We start from the raw sequence: 23303 nt of genomic DNA, 5'->3' as shown, positions 1-23303 counted from the left end.
CTACGATGTATAAACAACTCTATTTATTACTTATCACCTTCTTAATGTTCACAGGCGCCGCAGCACAGGAAGAAGTGAAGCTTAAAAGCGGCGATTTTATTTTTCAGAACATCGCCTGTGGTCCTTTGTGTGATGCCATCAATGCAGTGACACAAGGTTATCAGGGCAACAAATTCAATCACATGGGTATGGTGTATCTGAGAAATGACAGCGTGCTTATTATTGAAGCCATCGGAAAAGATGTTCATTTAAGTCCTTTAAAAGACTTTCTTGCCCGTTCCAAAAGTCCGCATTATACAGGCAGGTTAAAATCGGCATATCAAAAAGATATACCAGCAGCAATATCATTTGCCATGAAGCAAATGGGCGTCAAATACGACAGCCGGTTTCTATATAATAATGGAATGTATTACTGTTCTGAATTGATCTATGATGCTTTCAAATATGCAAATAATGGCAAAGCGTTTTTCAAGCTGTATCCCATGACTTATAAAGAACCTGGTTCCGGGGAGTATTTCCCTGTGTGGAAGGCTTATTTTGAACAACTGAATATGGAAGTTCCAGAAGGTAAACCCGGATGTAATCCCGGAGGCATCTCTTTATCTGACAAAATTGACATGACCGGCACCCTATAAAGCGCTTGAAAACGCTGATTTAAAAGTCATGCTCATATCAAATTAACCCCTGTCATTAGCCTCCAGCGGTTATAATTGGACTTTTTGCCAATTCAATTGCATAATTGGTCATTCTTCTTCATTTTGAGGCTTTATCTGGCTGAAAATTTGTTAATTTGAGCCTTTGAATATCCGGAGTAATCCTGACAAAGAAATAAAATATGCCCAATACAAAAACAACAGAAGAAAGCACCAATATTTTATCAATCGATATAGGTGGCACAAGCCTTAAAGCATGCATCCTGACAGAACAAGGAGATCTCTTCTCTGAATACACCAAACTTCCCACTCCAAAAAATTCAACACCAGAGGCTGTAATTAAGGAAATCCATGAATTAGTGGGTCCATTAGCGCCTTATGGAAAAGTGGCTATCGGTTTTCCCGGATATGTTAAAGGGGGGATTGTTGAAACCGCTCCTAATCTGGCTAAAAATAAATGGGCAGGATTTCCGCTTGCGCAGGAGATCAGTGACCTGCTGGGGAAACCAGTACGACTGATTAATGATGCAGACCAGCAGGCTTTGGGCGTAATTGGTGGCAAAGGATTTGAAATTGTACTTACGCTGGGAACAGGCTTTGGTACATCTCTTACTTTTGACGGCGAACTCCTTCCCCACCTTGAACTTGCTCATCTTCCGGTGACAAAAAATAAGGATTATGATGCCTATATAGGGAATAAAGCTTTCGAAAAAGAAGGTAAGAAAGAATGGAACGACAGATTACAACGCATTATACAAATTTATAAAACGGTCTTTAATTATGACGACCTGTATCTGGGAGGCGGGAATGCCAAACAAATAGATTTTGACCTGGATCATAATATACACATTGTCTCTAACAGGGATGGGATTAAAGGTGGCGCAAAATTATGGGCTGCCAAAGAGAAATATCATATTTTCACAACCTATCCAAAAATCAATATATAAAATGGAAAGTAAATACACATTAGGAATGATAGGCCTTGGAACTATGGGCCGCAATTTATTGCTGAACATGGCTGACAACGGCTTTGCTGTTACAGGTTATGACAAGGATCCCAATATGATTCAGAAATTGGAAGAAGATGGCGCAAAGCATAAACTAAATGCTTACAGCTCTTTGGAAGATTTTGTTGCCAGTCTTGAACTGCCAAGAAGAATTATGCTTCTGGTACCTGCCGGACCAATTGTTGACAGTGTTATTAAAGAACTGGAACCGTTACTGGATAAAGGTGATATCATTATTGACAGTGGAAACTCACATTTTACTGATACCAGCAGAAGAGCGATCGAGCTTTCAGACAAAGGAATTCATTTCTTTGGAATGGGAATTTCCGGTGGTGAGGAAGGTGCACGTTTTGGTCCTAGTATCATGCCAGGTGGTGATAAAACTGCGTATGGTGCGATGAAAGAAATTCTGGAGGCTGTTTCAGCGAAGGTAAATGGCGATCCTTGTGTAGCCTATATTGGTCCCGGCGCTTCCGGCCACTTCGTTAAAATGGTACACAATGGGATAGAATATGCGATGATGCAGTTACTGGCTGAAAGCTATGACATTATGAAAACTGCGCTGAATTATACGAATGAACAGATTTATAGTGTATTTGAAGAATGGAATAATGGTCGTCTTCAATCTTTCCTGTTGGAAGTAACCAGAGACATTTTTAAAGTTAAAGACGATAGCAGTGATGCCTTCCTTGTAGATATGATCAAGGACGAAGCCAGATCTAAAGGTACAGGAAAATGGACATCGCAGGTATCAATGGATTTACAGCTACCTATTCCAACTATCAATGAAGCAGTAAGCACGAGAGATTTGTCTAAATACAAAACACTCAGAGTTGCTTTATCAAAAGCATATGCACAAGATGTGCCTCTTGCGGAAAATAAAGATCAGTTTATTAAAGAATTAGAGCAGGCCTTATATTTTTCAGTAATTACTTCTTATGCGCAGGGTCTTCATTTATTATGGCAGGCATCCATCACCTACGAATATGAATTAAACCTGCATGAAATTGCACAGATCTGGCGTGGTGGCTGTATTATCAGGGCAGAATTCCTTGAAGATATTTATCAGGCCTATAAAAAACAGCCGGACTTAGAACATCTTTACGCGGATGCAGGTATACAGGATAAAATGAAAGAAATCCTTCCGGGGATGAGATCAGTAGTAGCACACGCTGTACAAAGCGGACTCGCTATACCAGCTTTTGCCTCTGCCCTTGCCTATTTCGATTCATTAAGAACTGAGAAAATGCCTTCTAACCTGATCCAGGCACAAAGAGATTTCTTTGGTGCACATAGATTTGAACGTACAGATGCTGAGGGAACATTCCATGCCATCTGGAATCCTAAAACAGCTTAACATAATAAAGAGATAAAACTGCCACGGGCATATTACAAAAACATAAGTAAATGATCGTGGTAGCTTTATAACTGATAAATAATAATCATAATCTGATGAAAACAAGTAAATGCCTTAACCCAACCATATTTGTCATATTTGGCGGTACTGGTGACTTAAATATGCGCAAACTTGCGCCAGCTATTTACAATTTATATTCTGATGGCTTTATGTCGAAGGAATATGCAATTATCGGTACAGCAAGAAAGAAGCTTACTGATGACGTATTCCGCAGCACCATTATGGATGGTGTGAACTCCTTCTCCAGAGCAGGAAAAGTAAAGCAGGAGAAGTGGGATGAGTTTGCTAAAAACGTATACTACAATTCCGTTGATGTTTCTGCTCCGGAGACATTCGGCGTACTGAAAACAAATATTGAAAAATTAAGGGAAGATTTCGGTCCTAAAACCCAGGTAATTTATTACCTGGCGGTAGCGCCAAATCTGTTTCCTTTAATTGCACAGTGTCTGGCTGAATATGACCTGGTAGGAAACGAAGATAACTGTCGTATTGTAATCGAAAAACCTTTCGGCCACGATCTGGAAACAGCAAAAGAATTAAATAAACTGTTAACGGGAATCTTCACGGAAAAACAGATTTATAGAATTGATCATTACCTGGGTAAAGAAACAGTTCAGAATATCATGGCATTCCGTTTTGCCAACTCATTCCTTGAACCACTTTGGAACAGAACCTATATCGATCATGTTCAGATCTCTGTAACAGAGCAATTGGGTGTAGGTGATCGTGGTGGTTACTATGACGGTGCAGGTGCATTAAGAGATATGCTGCAGAATCATATTCTTCAGTTATTATGCTTAATTGGCATGGAAACACCAATCAATTTTGATGCAGATGAAATCAGGAACAAGAAAGTTGACGTGCTGAAAGCGATGCGTCCTTTTGGTCCCGAAGACATACGCCTGAGTACTGTTCGCGGACAATATTCTAAAGGATGGGTAGAAGGAAAAGAAGTTCCCGGCTACAGATCTGAAAAAGATGTTGATCCAAAGTCCAATACAGAGACATTTGCAGCGGTTAAATTCTTTGTAGACAACTGGAGATGGCAGGGTATTCCTTTCTATGTACGTACAGGAAAACGCTTGTTTCAGACCTCTTCTTTGATCACCATACAATTTAAAGACGTGCCACATCAGGTTTTTCCTTCGGGGGTAACTGAAAACTGGCAACATAACAGACTGATCATCAGCATCCAGCCGGAAATGAGTATCCGTTTACAAGTACAGGCCAAAAGACCAGGACTTGATATGGTATTAAATCCAGTAGATATGGTGTTCGACTATAAGGGAACTTATTCATCGCAGGCACCAGAAGCCTACGAAACATTACTTCTGGATGTAATGATTGCTGATCAGACGCAATTTATGCGCGCAGACCAGGTAGAAAGTGCATGGGAATTATTAATGCCTGTAATTAATGCATGGGAAAGTAAAACTTCCTTAAGCTTCCCTAATTATCCCGCGGATTCATGGGGTCCTGAGGATGCGGAAGCCTTAATTGCAAGAGATGGCTTTCACTGGTTTACACTTCCATTACAAGATAAAGGATAATGAATTTATTGATTTATAAGACTAAAGAAGAGCTGCTGGAAGACCTGGCAGATTATATCATCAAAATTGGTGAAACGGCAATTGCTGAAAAAGATTGCTTCAATTTTGTATTGACTGGCGGTAATTCCCCTAAAGAATTATACCAGATGCTTTCCACTACATACAAAGATAAATTAGATTGGTCTAAGGTATATTTCTTTGTAGGTGATGAACGCAATGTTCTTCCTGATCATGAAAGCTATAATGGTCTGATGGCTAAAACAGCTATACTTGATCCCTTAAATATTGCAGCAGACCATATTTTCCTGGTAGATACTACCTTAGCTCCTGAAAAGGCAGCAATCGAGTACGCAAAATCTATTTCGAGCCACTTTGAAGGTGCAGATCTCGCTTTTGACCTCATCCTTCTTGGAATGGGTGATGATGCACATACCGCGTCATTATTCCCTGGTACGGAAATATTGAAAAACAAGGAAGTTACAGTAGATGCTGTATTTGTGGACAAACTCTCCACTTACAGAATCAGCTTCACAGCTCCATTAATCAACAAAGCTAAAAACGTTGCATTCCTGGTCTTTGGACAAGGTAAAGCAGAAGCTGTAAAACATGTAATTGAAGATGAAAACAAAAATCCTCAGTTATATCCTTCACAGCTGATTGCTCCTATTGACGGTAGTCTAACCTGGTTTTTGGATACAGAAGCAGCAAATTTGCTGGAAAATTAGAACGCTCATTTATGAGTTTCAACCCCGTTTCATTAAAATGAAACGGGGTTTTGTTTATACCCATTACCTACCTATTAGCCAATCGCTGCTCTCTGCTGATTGTTCTGTGCTATGAATTTATTCAGACAGGTAAATAATACATCAATCTTTTCGTGCTGTTGTGCAAGCTTCATTTCTACCTGTTTTATAATACATTATTACCTCTTACGTATGCTGTTCAATAAAAATAATCAGCTACGGCTGCGCCTTCTTTTTCACTCATTTTTATAGTTGTTTATATAAATTTTTGGAATCAACTATGTTTAGGACTATCAAAACTTTTGAACTGTTATGCTGTTAATCAAATACCGCTTAAATATCCTATGCAAATTAAAACCGATGTGCTGATTATTGGAGGCGGGTTAGCCGGATTAACCGCGGCGTTACATTTACAGAAGGCAGGTATTGATGTCTTACTGATTGAAAAAAACACCTATCCGAATCATAAAGTATGTGGTGAATACATCTCAAATGAGGTATTACCTTATTTAAAATGGCTGGATGCTGATCCGGAAATGCTTGTACCAAGCAAAATCGACAAACTCGTATTATCAATTGTTTCAGGGAAAAGTATCACAACTGAATTACCATTAGGTGGATTTGGAGTGAGCAGATATACACTGGATAATTTTCTCTACCAAAAATTTAAACATAAAGGTGGCCGGATTCTTCATGATACAGTGACCAGTGTTGAACAGCATGATGATCAATCTGTCATCTTTACACAACAGGAAACAGTGATAACTGCGATCAGGGTAATTGCTGCTTACGGCAAACGTAGCACATTGGATATTAAATTAAAGCGTCCATTTATACAAAAAAAATCCCCGTTTCTGGCAGTTAAAGCACACTACAGAGGGCAAATACAAGCTGATTTGGTTGCTTTGCATAATTTCAGAGGAGGATATTGCGGGATTTCGCAGGTTGAGGACCAAAAAATAAACGTCTGTTACCTGGCAGATTACGCCAGCTTCAGTAAACACAAAAATATATTGTCTTATCAGCAGCAGGTACTTTATGAAAATCCCAATCTGAGAGCTTTTTTTGAAAGTAGTCAGCTTTTATTTGATTCACCTATCACCATCAGCCAGCTTGCATTTGGTAGCAAAGAAGCCGTATCAGATCATATGCTCATGATTGGAGATAGTGCAGGACTTATCCATCCGCTTTGCGGTAATGGAATGGCCATCGCCATACATAGTGCTAAAATATGCGCTGAGTTGTTGATCCTGTTCTTCAGCGGTAAAATAAAAAAGAAGGAAACAGTAGAGAAACTATATACATTAGCCTGGAACAGGGAATTTAAATCACGTTTAAAGACGGGAAGTATCTTATCTGCATTGTTAAGTAGAGAACAACTGGCAGATCTGCTATTGAAGGGACTTTTATTTATCCCCCCTGCCCTGCCTTTCATCATCAAAAGAACACATGGTAAAACATTAACCCTAAATTCATAAATGTTTGTAGACACAACCCATAGAAGCACAGCCCCGGAGATCATGGATAATTTTGAGATGGAAGGGGAAATTTTACGAGATGCGCTGGATAAAATAGCCAGTATCAATCAATTGCTGGGAGGAAATAAAGTTACACTGAATGGAGTGAGCCTATTGCTTGAGGGACAACCGAAATCGGCAATTATCCGTATTGCGGATATAGGCTGCGGAAATGGTGATATGTTAAGGGCATTAGCAGCATTCGCAACCAAAAACCAGCTGAACTTTGAATTGACAGGAATTGATGCAAACAGTTTTACAATAGGCCATGCGCGTAATTTGTCCGCCAGCTATCCGAATATCACCTACAAGTGCAAAGATATTTTTGAAGAGCCGAATTTAGCTGAGCATTATGACATCATATTATGTACCCTCACCTTACATCATTTTAAAGACCCTGAGATTATTACTTTGCTGCAAACTTTTCATCACTCCGCAAGTTTAGGTTATGTGATCAATGACCTGCATAGGAGCGCGATAGCTTATTATCTTTTCGAAGCATTGTGTTTTGTATTCAGACTCAATGACATGTCGCGCGAAGACGGGCTCACCTCTATTTTGCGCGGATTCAAAAAAGCTGATCTGATCCGTCTTTCAGAACAATTAAATATTACCCGATATATCATCAAATGGAAATGGGCATTCCGTTATCAATGGATAGTTAAAACATCATGAGCGTAAGAATTAAAACAGTAAGCAAAGCACTGCCGGGCTATTCGAGAAAAACAGCAGAAATTATGCCCTTCCTGGATGTATGGCTGCATGGTCAGGAAGATCGTTTCATCAGGAAGGTAAAAAAGATATTTGAGAATGCCGCGGTAGACAAAAGATATTCCATCATGTCGCCCGAAGAGGTATTCAGTGATCTCAGCTTCGAAGAGCGAAATAACATCTATATCAGGGAGGGTATCAAGCTAGGTAGTGAATGCCTGGAAAGCGCACTGCAAAAAGCGAGCTGGAAAAGCGAAGATCTGGATTATATTATCACCGTGAGCTGTACAGGTATAATGATACCTTCACTGGATGCCTATCTCATCAATAAACTAAAAATGCGCCAGGATATTATACGCCTGCCTGTTACAGAAATGGGATGTGCAGCGGGCATATCCGGAATGATCTATGCGAAGAATTTTTTAAAGTCTAATCCCGGCAAACGCGCGGCCGTAGTGGCCGTAGAATCACCCACAGCGACCTTCCAACTGCATGATTATTCTATGGCAAATATCGTGAGTGCCGCGATCTTTGGAGATGGTGCTGCTTGTGTATTACTTTCTTCGCATGAGGAGGATAGCGGACCCGAAATTATCAGTGAAGAAATGTACCATTTTTATGATGCAGAAGACATGATGGGATTTCAACTCACCAATACAGGCTTGCAAATGGTGCTCGACGTAGCGGTTCCCGAAAGAATTGCGGAACATTTTCCGGCAATTATTCACCCCTTTCTTGCAAAAAGTGGTTTTTCTATCAATGATATAGACCATCTTATTTTTCATCCGGGTGGTAAAAAGATTATAGAGGTGGTGGAATCGCTGTTTGGCGGAATGGGGAAAAACATCAATGAAACTAAGGCCGTGCTAAGGCAATATGGAAATATGTCTAGCGCCACAGTACTATATGTGCTGGAGCAGTATTTAGCCAGTTCCCCTCTCCCCGGAGAAAGAGGTTTGATGTTAAGCTTTGGTCCCGGATTTTCTGCACAAAGAATTTTATTGCAATGGTAAGTTTTTGTGCTTACTTTGAATAATATATATGGAAACACAAGAAATACTAGCAAAATTACCTTACAGCAAGCCCTTTTTATTTGTGGACGAGCTGTTGCAGATTGACGAAAACGGATCAACCGGAACTTATACTTTTGATAAAGACCTGGATTTTTACAAAGGACACTTCAAAGATGCGCCGGTTACTCCAGGCGTAATTTTAACAGAAACCATGGCTCAGATTGGTTTGGTATGTTTGGGTATTTACCTGTCTGAAAGTGTGAATGCAGAAATGAAAGCACATGTGATGCTCACCTCCACTGCAATGGATTTTCTAAAGCCTGTATTTCCAGGCGAGAAGGTAACTGTAACAGCAGAAAAAGTATATTTCAGATTCAAAAAACTGAACTGCAATGTGGTGATGAAGAATGAAGCCGGCGATATCGTCTGCAAAGGTAATATCTCAGGCATGGTAACGGCAAGAATGCATGACTAAACGTGTTGTAATCACCGGATTAGGAGTAGTTGCACCAAATGGTACGGGACTACAGGATTTCAGATACGCGCTCTTAAACGGCGTATCTGGAATCAAACATGATCCGGAGTTACAACGGCTTCTTTTTTCCTGCCAGATAGCGGGAAAGCCGCAGATTACAGAAGAATTGCTGAGAGGCTATTTTACTGAACTGGAAATCAAAAATCTGGAAAGTACAGGTATAGTATATGGCGTAATCGCAGGTATGGATGCATGGAAAGATGCGGGTTTGGAGTCATCACCTTCAGCTTATCCTGATTGGGATTGCGGAACCATATTTGGCACCGGCACATCCGGATTAGACAAGTTCAGGTCCTCGATATACAAAATTGATGACCTTCAGGTACGCAGACTAGGGAGCACAGTTGTTGCACAAACTATGGCGAGTGGTATAAGTGCCTGGCTGGCGGGCAAGCTGGGAATGGGTAATCAGGTCACTACAAACTCTTCGGCCTGCGCAACAGGTACAGAAAGTATTTTAATGGCCTTTGAACGTATTAAAAGCGGCGCAGCAACTATAATGTTAGCTGGAAGTACGAGCGACAGTGGCCCTTACATCTGGGGAGGCTTTGATGCGATGAAAGTATGTACATTTAAACATAACGACTCACCTGAACAGGGATCAAGACCCATGAGTGCCACAGCCAGCGGGTTTGTCCCGGGAAGCGGCGCAGGTGCACTGGTGCTGGAATCTCTGGAAAGTGCTTTACAGAGAGGTGCAAAAATATACGCCGAAGTATTGGGCGGGAATATGAATTCCGGTGGTCAGCGCGGCTCAGGTACAATGACAGCACCAAATAGTGAAGCCGTTCAAAGGTGTATCAGCACTGCGATCAGACAGGCAGGAATAGATCCTGAGGACGTAGACCTGATCAGTGCACACCTCACCGCAACCAGTAAAGATGCGTTGGAGATAGAAAACTGGTCGGCCGCCCTCAACAGGCGCGGTGAAGATTTCCCCTATGTCAATTCGATTAAGGGCATGATTGGTCATTGTATCAGTGCAGCAGGCAGTATTGAATCTGTGGCAGCAGTACTGGAAATCAGCGAAGATTTCATCTTTCCGAATATCAACTGCGATGACCTTCATCCGGAGATTGCGCAACGTATAGCTCCTGAATGTGTTCCCCTTGCTTGCCTGCATCAGGAAGTAAATGTTGTTGCAAAAGCAAGTTTTGGCTTTGGAGATGTAAATGCATGTATAATTTTAAAAAAATATCAAAATGGATAAAGTAGATTTAATAGCAAAACTAAAAGTGATCGTAACAGCTTATGCTGAAGATAAAGAAGCACTGGCCAGCATTGATGAAAATACCGATTTTATCAAAGACCTGAAAATCAATTCAGCCAATCTTGTTGATGTTGTGCTGGATATAGAAGATGAATTCAACATTGAGATCGAAAATGACGCTATGGCGAAAATGCTGAATGTAAAAGCAGCTATGGAAATCATTGAAACTAAATTAGCAGCAATTGATAGGTAACGATATTGTCGACCTCGAAAAAGCACGTTTAGAGAGCAACTGGAGACGTCCTCGTTACCTGGATAAGATCTGCACCGCATCAGAACAGCAGTTGATCATGGAGGCACAAAATCCGTCTTCAATGCTTTGGTTGATGTGGACCATGAAAGAAGCTGCCTATAAAGTTGAAAACAGCATCAGTGGTGCGCGCTTATATGCCCCATCTCAACTGCTTTGCCGGCAAATTACGATCAACGATCAAAATGAGGAGGGTGAGCTACGGGCCAGCGGAGAAGTACAGTATAAAAAATACACTTTCCAGACCCGATCTTTGATCAACGATCAAATGATACATACCATATGCTGTTTAAACGAGCAAGATTTCAGTGATTTACAGACAAATCAACTAAATGCTTCCATCCCTTATATTGAACAGTTCAATGCATTAAATCCAGGTTTGAGACTTGAAAAAAATAAAGCCGGCAAGCCGGCTGTAATTCATCAGCTAACGGGTCGCGGTTACGCTTGTTCCCTTAGCCATCATGGTAACTATCTTGCAGTTATTTATTCAGATTCTCTTCTATCAGCAGATTAATAATGCCATCAACCATCCCCACTCTCGGCACAAAAATTTGTTTAATCCCGGTCCATTTCATCAATGTAATATAGATCTCACAGGCAGGAATAATAACATCCGCACGGTCTGGATTTAAATTAAATACCTGAATACGCTCTTTCAGAGAATGACTGTTTAACTGGTTATACATTGACTTTAACTTCAGGAAGGTTAAAGGTTGACCCTCTTTCTCATTGGCCATTCGATACAACTTATTGATATTTCCGCCAGTACCAATGCCGGCAATGTTCTTATGGTATTTCGTTTGTTCTTTCACCCATAATTTCATTTCTTCCCAGGTTTCCTCTTTATCCTGATTATCCAGAATACGAATGGTACCTATATTAAAAGATTTAGAGGCTACAGGTACTTTATTGACAAACACAGAAAGTTCAGTACTTCCTCCACCAACATCTATGTACAGGTAATTTTTATTGATGTCTAGATTGTCTTCAATATGGTTAGCGTAAATAATATTAGCTTCCCGCTGCCCTTCGATAATTTCCAGGTTAAGGTTGGCGCGCTCCTTTATCAGTGCAATAACTTCCGTTCCGTTTTTAGCTTCCCTCATCGCGGAGGTAGCACAGGCAAGATAAGAGGAAACCTGGTATACTTCCATCAGATTTTTGAAAGCGACCATCGTTTTTAACAGGTCATCAATCTTTCGTACAGAGATATGCTGATCCAGAAAAGCATCGTCGCCTAATCTCAAAGGAACCCTGACCAATGTGTTCTTTTTAAAATCAAACCCATTTTCAGTTTGGGTTATATCTGCAATAAGCAGTCTAACAGCATTCGAGCCAACATCAATTGCAGCATATCTGAGCATAATTTTTACTGGTGTTTATTTTTTAAGTAATTATAAGTTTGAACCTGTGCCCTCACCTTTCTGTTGAGCCTGTTTTTATGGTATTTATTGTTATTGAGACGGGTGATGTCTCTTGCCTTAACATTATCCTGCAGCTGGAATTCGATGATATCTCTGATTTCCTGTTTTACCTCTTCATCAAGTACCGGAAAGCCTACCTCTACCCTATGTTCAAAATTCCTGGACATCAGATCGGCCGAAGAAAGAAACATATCTTCCTTGCCGTTATTGCCAAAAATAAATACCCTTGCATGCTCCAGGTATTTGTCAATGATACTGATTACGGTAATATTTTCACTGAATCCCTTCACACCTGGAACCAGACAGCAGATTCCCCTTACGATCAGTTTTATTTTCACTCCTGCATTACTGGCGTCATAGAGCTTTTCTACAATTCCCTCATCTGCCAGACTGTTGACTTTTAAAATGAGATATGCCGGTTTTCCCGTCCTCGCAATCTTGATTTCCCGGTCAATCAAACCGTAAAACTTATTGCGCGAATCCAGTGGTGAAACCATCAGGTATTTGAATCCAGAGGCCACCGTTTTTTTATTCAAGGCTTCAAACAGCTTAATTAAATCATGTGTAATCTCCTTTTTCGACGTAAAAATGCTGTGATCGCAATAGATCTTGGCCGTTTTCTCATTGTAATTCCCGGTAGCAAGATTTGCATAATATACTGGTTTACCTTTTTCTATCCTTGTTACCAGACAAATCTTAGAATGGACCTTATAATCAGTCAGACCATAATTTACATGGACTCCTTCTTCTTCCAGTCTGTTGGTCCAGAAGATATTTGCACGTTCATCAAAGCGGGCCTTCAATTCTACCAGACAATTCACTTTCTTTCCGTTTTTAGCAGCATTGATCAGGGCATTGATCACCCTGGAATTCTCTGCCAGCCGGTAGAGTGTAATATTTATTGCGGTAACCTTTGGGTCAATCGCAGCCTCCCTCAAAAACAAGATAATATAATCATAGGACTGATAAGGCAGATTGACCAGAAAATCACGCTCAGCCAGTTTATTGAATATACTCTGCGTACGGTGTAATCCAGCAACTTTTATCGGAACATTGGCCGGATACTCCAGACTCTTATCTCCAACATTCGGAAACTTGATAAAATCTCCAAAGCGATGGTACCTGTTGCCGGGTATTAGACTTTCTGCTTCAATTTTCATTTTAGCCACCAGGATACTTAACATATCAAATGGCATTTCAGTATCATACAATAAACGCATAGGTTTTCCCTTTTTACGCTTATCCAGACTACTCTGCAACTCTACAATAAATTTATCACTTACGTTCTTATCGATATCCAGTTCCGCATCTCTGGTGAGCTGTATGGAATAGGCATCCATATCATCATAACTGAAAACATAAAAGATATCATCCAGACAATATTTGATAATATCCTCAGCAAGAATAATAAATTTCAGTCCGTTTGTTTCCGGCAGTACCAGGAAACGTGGCAGGTCTGTAGGCAATTCAATTAAAGCATACTGATCTTTTTTACCTGTTTTCTTTTTAAGGCGGACAAAGAAATACAGGTAACGGTCTTTTAATTCGGGAAAAGGTTTGTCAAGATCAATCATGATCGGCACCAGGTTAGACAAGATCTTATCTCTGAAATGCTCACGCACAAATTCTCCCCTGGCTACATTCAGTTGGGTATCATTTAAAATGAAGATCCGGTTTTGTGCCAGTTCATTAATCAGCGTAGCCTGGAACAACTGTTCGAAGCGGCGTTCCTGTTTGACAACTATATTTTTAATCTCATTCAGTACCTTTTTAGGGTTAAAACCGAGAAGATCTTTTGCCTTGTCATTGAGATTAGATAACCTCGTCATTGTAGCAACCCTTACCCTGTAAAATTCTTCCAGATTTGAGGAGAAGATGGACAGAAACTTTATTCTCTCTATTAAGGGTACCGTTTCATCCGCAGCTTCCTGCAGAACCCGCTCGTTAAAATATAGCCAACTAATCTCTCTGTTTAAAAATGGTATCTTCTTTTTAGTCATGGGGCAAATCAAATCACTCGAACCGGGGGAAGTTCAAAACTGCAAATTCTATTGTTAAGTCAACGTTAATTCTTTGCTACTAACGTTAAGAAACAGTTCGATTTATTTATCCGGAGTTGTTTCCTCGGCATTATCAGATTGTTCAGGAGCTGTTTCTACCTTTTTAACAGCAGGAGTCCGTTTTCTGGCAACCGGCGACTTTGCAGCGGGCGATTTTGTAACTGGAGCTTTAGCGGCGCTGCCCTTAGTGGCAGCAGGTAACGTCTTTACAGGACCGGTTTTTACCGGCGTATTTTTAGGCGTTATCGCATCAGCCGCTTTTTCAGCACTTTCGATAGCTGTCACTTTGATACTACTGGCTACAGGTTTAGCCATAGATACGGCTTTTTTAACCTCTTTCTCCGCTTTTTTAGTACCCTTAACAGCAGCTTTCTTCAATTCCGCTGCCTTCTTGGTTCCTACTTCCTTAGCCGGCTTAAGCTTAACTTTTTTCTTTTCTTTAACCTCCTCACCAGCAAATTTCTTTGCCAGTTTACCAGCTACAGATTTTGCTGCCTTCGCAACATCAGCAGCTATTTTTTCCGCGTCATGTCCTAAATGAGTAATTGCTTCAAAGAATTTTTGTGTCAGACTCTGTTCTAATTCTCTTTTTGCTGCTCTTTTAGCAACTTTTTTTTGCACTTTTGGATGATCGGTTTTCATAATATATTTTTTGACGATTACGTTAAATTGTTAATTATCTAAATCTAACATATTTTTCATTCTAAAGCTATAATCATGCCCACTTTCGACATCGTAAGTAAAATAGACGCGCAAACACTTGACAACGCGATGAACAATGCTAAAAAAGAAATCCTTAACCGTTATGATTTCTCCAGCTCAAACAGCACTATTGATCATGATAAAAAAACCAATGTAATCACCATCGTGACCGAAGACGATATGCGTCTGAAAGCCATCGAAGATTCCATTATCTCACGAATGGTAAAGCAAAATCTTGATCCTAAAAGCATGGATTTTGGTAAGGAACAATATGCTTCCGGCAATATGATCAGAAAAGAGATTTCAATTAAAGAAGGAATCGATAAAGAGACCGCTAAAAAGATAGTTGCCAAAATAAAAGCCAGCGGATTAAAAGTTCAGGCCTCAATGATGGACGACCAGGTTCGTGTACAAAGTAAAAACATCGACGATTTGCAGGGTGTAATTGCACTGTGTAAAAAAGAAGATTTTGGTCAGCCGCTACAGTACATTAACATGCGTAACTAATTCAAAGCAGCAGACAAGCGAAATGGAAATTAACGAAAATGGATTCGTTTTCTCAGACGATATCAATAAAATTGATTCTGTCGCGGTGCATCACTATCTCAGTACGGCTTCCTACTGGGCGCAGGAGATACCCTTCGAAGTAGTTGTTAAATCAATAGAGAATTCCCTATGCTTTGGCATTTATAAAGACGGGAAACAAATTGGTTTTGCCAGATGGGTAACAGATAAAGCTACTTTCGCTCATTTGGCCGACGTATACATACTGGAACAGTACCGCGGTCTCGGTCTATCAAAGAAATTAATGTCGCTCATGGTATTTCATAAAGACCTTCAGGGTCTGAGAAGGTACCAGCTGGCGACTAGGGATGCTCACGGTCTGTATAGTCAATATGGCTTTAAGTCGCTCGAAGATCCTGAAACGATGATGGCCATTGTGATCAAAAACGCTTACAAAAAGTAAATTAGTTATAAAACTAATTTACTTTCTGTGCTTTAACGCCTTCATTCGTAATTACTATCGGCTGTATCAATCCATTTTCATCAAACACCATCTCATCAATACAGGTAGCCCTGTTATTACCATGAGTTTCGCTGATAGGTCTCCTGTGATACACAATATACCAGGCGTCCTTCTTTTCATTGTGAATAATAGAATGATGTCCGGCACCCGTAGCAATTTTTGGATCCTGTTTCAGGATTTTACCGATTCTCTTGAAAGGTCCCATTGGGGAATCGGCCACGGCATAAGCTACAGAATAATCCGGTCCTGTCCATCCTCCCTCTGACCACATGAAGTAATATTTTCCATTTCTGATGAACATATAAGGTCCTTCTACATAACCTTCAGGGGTAATTTCCTTGAAAGTCACGCCGTCTTTGAAAGGAACGAGCGATTTAAAATCATTACTCAGCTTTGCGATATTGCAGTGTGACCAGCCGCCATATATCAGATAATATTGTCCATCTTTATCCTTAAATACAAACTGATCTATCGGTTGTGCCCCATTATGGAATTTATCAACCAGTGGCTTACCGATATGGTCCTTGAATGGTCCGGAAGGACTTTTTGAAACAGCAACACCAATGCCTCCTATTTCGTTATCATTTTGAATATCGTTGGCACCAAAGAAGAGATAGTATGCTGCGTCTTTCTTTACAATTGCAGGTGCCCATACCGCTTTCTTTGCCCACTTCACATTTACGGTATCTAAAACCTTATCATGCTTTTTCCAGTTTACTAAATCCTTTGAGCTAAATGCATCTAAAAAAGTCTGCTTCTCATAAACGGCAGAAAATGTTGGATAAATCCAGTAGTCACTCCCAAACACAGCGGCATCGGGATCGGCGTACCATCCCGGGAAAATAGGATTGCCGGAAGTCTTTTTTTGCTGTGCGACAGCAACAATAGCAGTAAAAGCAAATAAAAATAACAAAGTGGTTTTTCTCATACAAGTCAGATTGGTTTTATACAGTTTTCACATCGTTTTCACTGTATTCTTTAATGTCGGTAATATATCCATTAATTATAAGGAAATCAAATAGTGGCTTTGCATCCGGTGTAACAGGCATATTAGCCGTAGTAATTACTTTATTGGTTTTTTTGTCCAGAAATGGATAAGCAAATAACTTCACATTTTTACTGAACATATCACTAACATAGGTCAGCAGCTGACTGGAATAGTTTTCTCCAAAATTGCTGGAGTTAAATACAAACTTCAGGTTATTGATATTGGTAGAGATGCCTACACTTTTCGGCCTGCACCTGTCCAGGTATTTGGCTAGTTTATTATGTCTGGAGAAATTAGAGACAATAACCAGATTCCCTGTCTTGCACATCTCTTCCGCCCTTGCGGCCACAGCATCAAGATCAATGTTCTCGGGAATCTCATCATCAGCAGTAAGCACATTCGACAGCAAGACCTCGATCAGTACACTTAAGTTTTCCTTTTTCACACTTTCAGTCCTTTTGAACTGATCAACGGCATTGTTAAACATGCTGAAATTAGGAAGTGATTTCTGCGCATATTTAGTCCTGAGAATCATAATATCCTTCTTGTACAACAAGTCTTTCGGCAAACATGGATTTCCCAGAGAATCAAATATCGCAGCGTCGGAAAAGTCCTTCACAATCAGGTATAAATTCAATTTGATATTATTGATCCCATTAAAAACAGGCCCGTTAACAGAAATGAGATCAATTTCCACAGAACCTACTGTCAGGTTTTCAGCCAGAGATTCAATCATTCGTTTCGGATCAGAATGGTAGTAAAATGCAGCATATACAAGATTTACACCTATAATACCCAATACATTTTGCTGTAACGCAGAATCCGTATCCAGTAAACGTACATGGAAAAATATTTCATTCGGTTCCCCGCCTGGTGTTGTCTGAAATTTTATGCCGATCCAGCCATGAGGATCATTGGATTTATTGTAGTTTAGCGTAGTCACTGTATCTGCAAAAGCGAAGAAAGTACGCTGATCATACTTCTCGCCGGATAGTCGCTCAGTTAACAGTCCGAACTCATGATTCAGCATCTTTTTTAAACGGGACTGACTTACATATCTCCCCGTTTCTTCCGCACCATAGATTGCATCACTGAAAGTCATGTCATAGGCCGACATAGTTTTTGCTACAGTTCCTGATGCTGCACCCGCAGTAAAAAAATTACGTGCTACTTCCTGTCCGGCCCCGATCTCTGCAAAAGTCCCGTATATATCAGGATTTAAATTTATATTCAGGGCTTTCCGCTTCGTATCAAGAATTTCTCTTTCCATTTTGCAAAAATAGCAGAATTGACTGAAATTCGAGCCATAATTTTATCTATATTGCTCGTCCGATGCTAAACATAATTGATCTTGATATCAAATTTTATGACCAGGAGAGCCGATTCTGGAACACTGCTGTAAACAAGATCAGCTTCAGCGTGAACAAAGGAACGGTGCTGGGAATAGTGGGCGAATCCGGCTCCGGGAAATCTGTAACATCCCTGGCCATCATGCGACTGCTACAGTCTGGAAATGAAAAAATTGAGGGCACCATCAGGTTCGATAATATCGATTTGCAGGGCTTGTCAGATGAACAGATCCGGCATTATCGGGGCAACAGGATGGCCATGATATTCCAGGAACCCATGACCTCATTGAATCCTGTTTTCACCTGTGGTGATCAGGTCCGGGAAGCCATCATGCTCCATCAGAAATTCAGCGCCAAAGAAGCTAAAGCAAAAACTATAGCCCTTTTCGAAGAGGTGCTGCTACCAGGACCTGCAACTATATTTGACACCTATCCACACCAACTATCCGGCGGCCAGAAACAACGCGTTATGATTGCCATGGCTTTGAGCTGCAACCCGGAACTCCTGATCGCAGACGAACCTACTACAGCCTTGGACGTAACTGTTCAGCAAAACATTTTACAGCTACTGCTTAAAATCAAAAAAGAAAGGAAGATGTCGATGATTTTCATCTCACATGACCTTGGTGTAATCAGTGAAATTGCAGATGAGATTGCTGTAATGTATAAAGGAGAGATCGTAGAACAGGGAACCGTACAGCACATATTAAATACACCATCACATCCTTATACCAAAGGTCTGCTGGCTTGCCGGCCCAATCCCGCATACAGGTTAAAAAAGCTTCCCGTTGTAGCAGATTTTCTGGGTGCTAACCAATCAAAGCCTGTTTCCTACCTGCTAAATGAAAACAGCTACACCCAACAGGAAATAGATTCAAGGAAAAACCAGCTGTATGCGCAAAAACCAATCCTGAAACTCCAACACATTTCTACCTGGTTTCCCGTTAGAAACGGGCTTTTCGGCACCTCAAATTCAACAATTAAGGCAGTAAATGATGTATCCCTCCATGTATTTCCCGGAGAGACACTGGGTCTGGTGGGAGAATCAGGATGCGGAAAAACCACTTTGGGCAGAACAGTACTGCGCCTTATCGAACCAACCCATGGTGAAATCATCTTCGACGGTAACAACATTACCACCCTAAAGCCAGAAGAACTACGAAAACTGCGACGCGAGATTCAGCTAATTTTTCAGGATCCCTTTTCTGCGCTAAACCCTAGAATAAGTATAGGAAATACCCTGATGGAACCGCTGCAGGTGCACCAGCTGTTCAACACAGACCAGCAACGTAAAACCCACATACTGGAACTGCTTGAAATGGTAGGATTAAACCCCGACCACTTCAACCGTTACCCACATGAATTTTCGGGCGGGCAGCGTCAGCGTATAGTGATCGCACGCGCACTCGCCCTCCAGCCCAAACTTATTATTTGCGATGAATCCGTTTCAGCTCTGGATGTATCGGTGCAGGCACAGGTACTCAATCTGTTAAGAGATCTGCAAAAAGAACTTGGTCTTACCTACATATTCATTTCACATGATCTGGCTGTGGTAAAACACCTGTCTGACAGAATGATCATTATGAATCAAGGAAAAATAGAAGAAGAAGGATTTCCTGAAAACATTTACAACGCTCCAAAATCCGACTACACCAAAAGACTAATTGACGCCATTCCGGGCCTGAAATAATTATCCGTATTAACCTTCTGACTACAATTCCATTCAACCTGATGTTGTAATCCATACTAACCAGGTGCTATCTGATATTGGTCAGCTTTCTATCTCGTTAATGCTCGATACCTTTTATGCTCCCTGCCCCTGGTCAAGCCCCTTTCGTAGAAATAAAACAATATGCTCCTTGAAGGCCTCCAATGTTTTGTTCTTCACCAAAGATTGGCAGCCAAAAGGAGTATGTAGTTTTATTTAGAAGACACCCCCAAACTCATGATTGCCGTATTCAAAGCTCTCCTGATCTCTCTCTCCTTCAACTTATCATAATGATTCAGCAATACCTGCACCTTAAACTTGGCCACATCCTTCGTAATAGAAAGCGTCTTGATCGTTAGTCCCCTGGCAACAATATTCTCCGTATACCCTGCTACCACTTCATTCAGGTAGGTCTCCAGATATTCCGGCGTATAGCCAAATTGAAGTGACAGCTCAAACTCTATACTCAGTTTCTTGATGTTCTGTTTCGACTGGTTAATAATAACCGAACTGAAAACCACGGAATTAGGAATAATTACCATGTCGTTATCCTCATTCTGCAAAATCATGTTAATCAGCGTAATATCTAAAATCTTACCCTCCGTATCCTGCACTTTAATATGGTCTCCAAGAGATAAACGGTCCGAAAACATAATGATCAGTCCGTTGATCATATTGGTAATATAATCTTTAAAAGTAACAGCAATAGCCGCCGCAACGATAGACATTCCCGTGATAAACTCTTTAGGATTTTTACCAAAAAACACCATCAGCGCGATGATGACAAAGACCGTATTCAAAATCGACACAATCCTGTTGATACCCAATATAAAATTGTCCTTGATATTAGCTTTGAACCTGTGTTTCTTGATGTACCAGTAGATAATTATCAGACGGATAAAAGAGATCGCAGTACTTGGCCCAAGAAATACCATTAGTCCGCTTGCTGTCCTTTCAATCAATGGATAATGCAGGTAAGCCTGCGGCTGGTTGACATCAAAATACACCAGCAACGCAAATATAACCATCTTGATTCCTATGGTCAGAAACTCACTCCTTGTACGTCTGCTTTTCTCCTCCACTATTAACATTTGAAATTTATCCGATTAGTAAATGTCTCACAAAGTTATCATTATACCTGTGAAATCTAACCTGCAGAGACGATTTTATGGTTTTTATAGCCGACAAAGAGGCAGGAAATCATTTCAAAGTGTTACCTTCGGAATATTGACAAATACACTATGGCAAAAAAGAAATCATCCCAGATAAAACTTGTTTTAACACAGTTAATTAGCGATGTTCTAGAAAAAAACAATAATGAAGCCCTGAACTATAAACAGGTTTCAGCCAAATTGAATATTACAGATAATGAATCGCGCGAAACCATTCTTGAAGTCCTGAAAGAGCAGGCACACAAAGGCATATTCGCTGAACCCGAAAAAGGTAAATTTAAATTGAAAGATTTAAAAACCTTTATTACAGGGAAGGTGGACATGACAGCAGATGGAGCTGCATTTATCATTCCCGATGACGAATTCGAAAAAGATGTTTTCGTTTCCGCCCGGAAGTTACACAATGCCCTGCACGGAGATAAGGTAAAAGTATATATCTACGCTAAAAAAAGCGGCAGAAAAAATGAAGGTGAAGTGGTAGAGATTATCCAGCGACTCAAAACAGACTTCATCGGCGTTATTAAAATCTCAGAGCGTTTTGCTTTTGTAAGCATTGATGATAAAAAAATGCTGCACGATATTTTCGTGCCGTTAACCGATCTGATGGGGGCAAAAAATGGACAGAAGGTACAGGTATCTATTACTGACTGGCCGGAGGGAGCGAAAAATCCGATTGGTAAAATCATCAATATATTAGGCACCCAGGGGGAAAACAATACGGAGATGAATGCAATACTGGCACAGTATGGTTTTCCTTTAAGCTTCCCTTCCGAAGTAGAGAAAGAAGCAGATGCAATTTCTGAAGAAATCACTGAGGCCGATTTAAAAGACAGGAAAGACTTCCGCGATACGGTGACCTTCACCATAGATCCTGCAGATGCAAAAGACTTTGATGATGCGATCTCTTTCAAAAAATTACCTAACGGAAATTATGAAATCGGCGTACACATTGCCGACGTATCTCATTATGTACAGCCGAAAACTTATCTTGATAAAGAAGCCTATTCCAGGGCTACCTCAGTTTACCTGGTAGACAGGGTAATTCCCATGCTGCCCGAACGCTTAAGCAATGGTGTATGCTCACTTCGTCCTGATGAAGACAAACTATGTTTTGCAGCAGTATTTGAACTGGATGACAAAGCAAATATCATTACTGAATGGTTTGGCAGAACAGCAATACATTCCAACAGAAGATTCAGTTATGAAGAAGCCCAGGAAGTACTCGAAAATAAAGAGGGCGACTATGCGGAGGAGCTGCTTAAATTAAATGAACTGGCTTATATTTTAAGAGATCAGAAGTTTAAAAACGGAGCGATCAGTTTTGAAAGTACTGAAGTTAAGTTTAAACTGGACGAGAAAGGCAAGCCCGTTGGCGTTTACGTGAAAGAGCGTAAAGATGCTCATAAGCTCATCGAGGACTTTATGTTATTGGCTAATAAAAAAGTAGCTGAGTTCATTGCTAAAAAAGGTAAAGGAAAAGCGAAATATACTTTTGTATACCGTTCCCATGATTCTCCCAATCTGGAAAACCTGGGTAATTTTGCACTCTTCGCTGCGCGTTTTGGTTATAAAATCAACACCAAGACGGACAAGGATATTGCAAAGTCCCTGAACTTCCTGATGGAAGATGTGGAAGGTAAAAAGGAACAGAATGTGTTGACACAGCTAGCCATCAGGTCTATGGCCAAAGCAGTATATACCACTAAAAAAACAAGTCATTACGGACTTGCGTTTGATCATTATACGCATTTCACCTCCCCTATCAGACGTTATCCCGATGTGATGGTGCACAGACTGCTGGCAGCCTATCTCAACGGAGAACGCTCAGCCAATGCAGAAGAATATGAAACAGCTGCTTCTCACTCATCAGCAATGGAAAAACGCGCTGCTGATGCGGAACGGGCATCCATTAAATACAAACAAGTGGAATACCTCGAAGAAAATGTGGGCAGTCTTTTCATGGGTATCATTTCCGGCGTAACCGAATGGGGAATGTATGTGGAACTCATTGAGAATAAATGCGAAGGTATGATTCGCTTAAAAGATATTACAGATGATTTTTACGTCCTGGATGAAAAAAATTACTGCATTGTGGGACAACGCAAGAAGAAGAAATATCAATTAGGAGATGAAGTGAAAGTAAAAGTGAAGCGGGTAGACCTGTCTAAACGACAAATTGATTTTTCATTAGTCCAGGAATAGCA

22 protein-coding genes are annotated in these 23303 nt (G+C 40.5%); 16 read left to right on the top strand and 6 right to left on the bottom strand.

Annotated features, from left to right (window positions below; translation table 11 throughout):
• Positions 1-5: 5 nt before the first annotated feature.
• From OQX62_RS23810 to OQX62_RS23755, 12 genes are all read left to right on the top strand, one after another.
• Positions 6-635, top strand: coding sequence for a YiiX/YebB-like N1pC/P60 family cysteine hydrolase (locus OQX62_RS23810; protein WP_265834171.1), 630 nt, complete (start codon positions 6-8; stop codon positions 633-635).
• Between the two features lie 200 nt (positions 636-835).
• Positions 836-1600 (top strand): ROK family protein, encoded by a 765-nt coding sequence (locus tag OQX62_RS23805; protein ID WP_265834170.1) that lies wholly within the window; start codon positions 836-838, stop codon positions 1598-1600.
• Position 1601: 1 nt separating this feature from the next.
• Entirely contained in the window at positions 1602-3017 is a 1416-nt protein-coding gene (gndA, locus tag OQX62_RS23800; RefSeq protein ID WP_265834169.1) for an NADP-dependent phosphogluconate dehydrogenase, read from the top strand.
• 95 nt (positions 3018-3112) lie between these two features.
• A complete protein-coding gene (gene zwf, locus OQX62_RS23795) occupies positions 3113-4627 on the top strand; it encodes a glucose-6-phosphate dehydrogenase (RefSeq protein ID WP_265834168.1) in 1515 nt (504 codons plus the stop codon).
• On the top strand, positions 4627-5352 hold the full coding sequence (gene pgl, locus OQX62_RS23790; RefSeq protein ID WP_265834167.1) for a 6-phosphogluconolactonase: 726 nt from the start codon (positions 4627-4629) through the stop codon (positions 5350-5352). The genes zwf and pgl overlap by 1 nt, the downstream gene beginning before the upstream one ends.
• A 362-nt stretch (positions 5353-5714) precedes the next feature.
• Entirely contained in the window at positions 5715-6848 is a 1134-nt protein-coding gene (locus tag OQX62_RS23785) for an NAD(P)/FAD-dependent oxidoreductase (protein ID WP_265834166.1), read from the top strand.
• Positions 6849-7562: a methyltransferase domain-containing protein gene (locus OQX62_RS23780; protein ID WP_265834165.1), complete on the top strand. Its 714-nt coding sequence runs from the start codon at positions 6849-6851 to the stop codon at positions 7560-7562.
• A complete protein-coding gene (locus OQX62_RS23775) occupies positions 7559-8611 on the top strand; it encodes a type III polyketide synthase (protein ID WP_265834164.1) in 1053 nt (350 codons plus the stop codon). The genes OQX62_RS23780 and OQX62_RS23775 overlap by 4 nt, the downstream gene beginning before the upstream one ends.
• 28 nt (positions 8612-8639) lie before the next feature.
• A complete protein-coding gene (locus tag OQX62_RS23770) occupies positions 8640-9086 on the top strand; it encodes a 3-hydroxyacyl-ACP dehydratase FabZ family protein (protein WP_265834163.1) in 447 nt (148 codons plus the stop codon).
• Positions 9079-10356, top strand: a complete 1278-nt coding sequence (locus OQX62_RS23765; protein WP_265834162.1) for a beta-ketoacyl-[acyl-carrier-protein] synthase family protein — start codon at positions 9079-9081, stop codon at positions 10354-10356. The genes OQX62_RS23770 and OQX62_RS23765 overlap by 8 nt, the downstream gene beginning before the upstream one ends.
• Positions 10349-10609 (top strand): acyl carrier protein, encoded by a 261-nt coding sequence (locus OQX62_RS23760; RefSeq protein ID WP_265834161.1) that lies wholly within the window; start codon positions 10349-10351, stop codon positions 10607-10609. Before OQX62_RS23765 ends, OQX62_RS23760 begins: the two co-directional genes overlap by 8 nt.
• Entirely contained in the window at positions 10599-11183 is a 585-nt protein-coding gene (locus OQX62_RS23755) for a 4'-phosphopantetheinyl transferase superfamily protein (protein WP_265834160.1), read from the top strand. Before OQX62_RS23760 ends, OQX62_RS23755 begins: the two co-directional genes overlap by 11 nt.
• Here the strand turns inward: OQX62_RS23755 and OQX62_RS23750 are convergent.
• From OQX62_RS23750 to OQX62_RS23740, 3 genes are all read right to left on the bottom strand, one after another.
• On the bottom strand, positions 11149-12033 hold the full coding sequence (locus OQX62_RS23750; protein ID WP_265834159.1) for an exopolyphosphatase: 885 nt from the start codon (positions 12031-12033) through the stop codon (positions 11149-11151). The two genes, OQX62_RS23755 and OQX62_RS23750, sit on opposite strands and share 35 nt — an antisense overlap.
• Before the next feature lie 5 nt (positions 12034-12038).
• Positions 12039-14093 carry a polyphosphate kinase 1 gene (gene ppk1 / locus OQX62_RS23745; RefSeq protein WP_265834158.1) on the bottom strand — a complete coding sequence of 685 codons (2055 nt, stop codon included), beginning with the start codon at positions 14091-14093 and terminating at the stop codon, positions 12039-12041.
• 102 nt (positions 14094-14195) lie between these two features.
• Positions 14196-14795, bottom strand: a complete 600-nt coding sequence (locus tag OQX62_RS23740) for a hypothetical protein (protein WP_265834157.1) — start codon at positions 14793-14795, stop codon at positions 14196-14198.
• A 75-nt stretch (positions 14796-14870) separates the two neighbouring features.
• On the opposite strand from OQX62_RS23740, the gene OQX62_RS23735 reads away from it, so the two are divergent.
• Positions 14871-15362 (top strand): YajQ family cyclic di-GMP-binding protein, encoded by a 492-nt coding sequence (locus tag OQX62_RS23735; protein WP_265834156.1) that lies wholly within the window; start codon positions 14871-14873, stop codon positions 15360-15362.
• Between the two features lie 22 nt (positions 15363-15384).
• Positions 15385-15822 (top strand): GNAT family N-acetyltransferase, encoded by a 438-nt coding sequence (locus OQX62_RS23730; RefSeq protein WP_265834155.1) that lies wholly within the window; start codon positions 15385-15387, stop codon positions 15820-15822.
• Positions 15823-15835: 13 nt separating this feature from the next.
• Here OQX62_RS23730 and OQX62_RS23725 read toward each other — a convergent pair whose 3' ends face one another.
• Positions 15836-16810, bottom strand: coding sequence for a glycoside hydrolase family 43 protein (locus OQX62_RS23725; protein ID WP_265834154.1), 975 nt, complete (start codon positions 16808-16810; stop codon positions 15836-15838).
• 16 nt (positions 16811-16826) lie between these two features.
• Entirely contained in the window at positions 16827-18140 is a 1314-nt protein-coding gene (locus tag OQX62_RS23720; RefSeq protein ID WP_265834153.1) for a nicotinamide mononucleotide adenylyltransferase, read from the bottom strand.
• Between the two features lie 62 nt (positions 18141-18202).
• On the opposite strand from OQX62_RS23720, the gene OQX62_RS23715 reads away from it, so the two are divergent.
• Positions 18203-19909 (top strand): ABC transporter ATP-binding protein, encoded by a 1707-nt coding sequence (locus OQX62_RS23715; RefSeq protein WP_265834152.1) that lies wholly within the window; start codon positions 18203-18205, stop codon positions 19907-19909.
• 230 nt (positions 19910-20139) lie between these two features.
• Here OQX62_RS23715 and OQX62_RS23710 read toward each other — a convergent pair whose 3' ends face one another.
• A complete protein-coding gene (locus OQX62_RS23710; protein ID WP_265834151.1) occupies positions 20140-21018 on the bottom strand; it encodes a mechanosensitive ion channel family protein in 879 nt (292 codons plus the stop codon).
• Positions 21019-21168: 150 nt separating this feature from the next.
• Here OQX62_RS23710 and rnr point away from each other — a divergent pair, with 150 nt between their 5' ends.
• Entirely contained in the window at positions 21169-23301 is a 2133-nt protein-coding gene (gene rnr / locus OQX62_RS23705) for a ribonuclease R (RefSeq protein WP_265834150.1), read from the top strand.
• The last annotated feature ends 2 nt before the right edge of the window (positions 23302-23303 follow it).

This window comes from Pedobacter sp. MR2016-24, from assembly GCF_026239655.1.
Classification (GTDB): Bacteria; Bacteroidota; Bacteroidia; order Sphingobacteriales; family Sphingobacteriaceae; genus Pedobacter.
This window is presented reverse-complemented; position numbering and strand designations above follow the sequence as displayed.

Coding starts and splice junctions, on each gene's coding strand:
- ppk1 (WP_265834158.1), bottom strand. CDS start 14,093: ATGACTAAAAAGAAGATACCATTTTTAAACAGAGAGATTAGTTGGCTA.
- OQX62_RS23735 (WP_265834156.1), top strand. CDS start 14,871: ATGCCCACTTTCGACATCGTAAGTAAAATAGACGCGCAAACACTTGAC.
- OQX62_RS23720 (WP_265834153.1), bottom strand. CDS start 18,140: ATGGAAAGAGAAATTCTTGATACGAAGCGGAAAGCCCTGAATATAAAT.
- OQX62_RS23780 (WP_265834165.1), top strand. CDS start 6,849: ATGTTTGTAGACACAACCCATAGAAGCACAGCCCCGGAGATCATGGAT.
- gndA (WP_265834169.1), top strand. CDS start 1,602: ATGGAAAGTAAATACACATTAGGAATGATAGGCCTTGGAACTATGGGC.
- zwf (WP_265834168.1), top strand. CDS start 3,113: ATGAAAACAAGTAAATGCCTTAACCCAACCATATTTGTCATATTTGGC.
- OQX62_RS23740 (WP_265834157.1), bottom strand. CDS start 14,795: ATGAAAACCGATCATCCAAAAGTGCAAAAAAAAGTTGCTAAAAGAGCA.
- OQX62_RS23770 (WP_265834163.1), top strand. CDS start 8,640: ATGGAAACACAAGAAATACTAGCAAAATTACCTTACAGCAAGCCCTTT.
- OQX62_RS23805 (WP_265834170.1), top strand. CDS start 836: ATGCCCAATACAAAAACAACAGAAGAAAGCACCAATATTTTATCAATC.
- OQX62_RS23725 (WP_265834154.1), bottom strand. CDS start 16,810: ATGAGAAAAACCACTTTGTTATTTTTATTTGCTTTTACTGCTATTGTT.
- pgl (WP_265834167.1), top strand. CDS start 4,627: ATGAATTTATTGATTTATAAGACTAAAGAAGAGCTGCTGGAAGACCTG.
- OQX62_RS23760 (WP_265834161.1), top strand. CDS start 10,349: ATGGATAAAGTAGATTTAATAGCAAAACTAAAAGTGATCGTAACAGCT.
- OQX62_RS23730 (WP_265834155.1), top strand. CDS start 15,385: ATGGAAATTAACGAAAATGGATTCGTTTTCTCAGACGATATCAATAAA.
- OQX62_RS23785 (WP_265834166.1), top strand. CDS start 5,715: ATGCAAATTAAAACCGATGTGCTGATTATTGGAGGCGGGTTAGCCGGA.
- OQX62_RS23810 (WP_265834171.1), top strand. CDS start 6: ATGTATAAACAACTCTATTTATTACTTATCACCTTCTTAATGTTCACA.
- OQX62_RS23765 (WP_265834162.1), top strand. CDS start 9,079: ATGACTAAACGTGTTGTAATCACCGGATTAGGAGTAGTTGCACCAAAT.
- OQX62_RS23710 (WP_265834151.1), bottom strand. CDS start 21,018: ATGTTAATAGTGGAGGAGAAAAGCAGACGTACAAGGAGTGAGTTTCTG.
- rnr (WP_265834150.1), top strand. CDS start 21,169: ATGGCAAAAAAGAAATCATCCCAGATAAAACTTGTTTTAACACAGTTA.
- OQX62_RS23715 (WP_265834152.1), top strand. CDS start 18,203: ATGCTAAACATAATTGATCTTGATATCAAATTTTATGACCAGGAGAGC.
- OQX62_RS23775 (WP_265834164.1), top strand. CDS start 7,559: ATGAGCGTAAGAATTAAAACAGTAAGCAAAGCACTGCCGGGCTATTCG.
- OQX62_RS23750 (WP_265834159.1), bottom strand. CDS start 12,033: ATGCTCAGATATGCTGCAATTGATGTTGGCTCGAATGCTGTTAGACTG.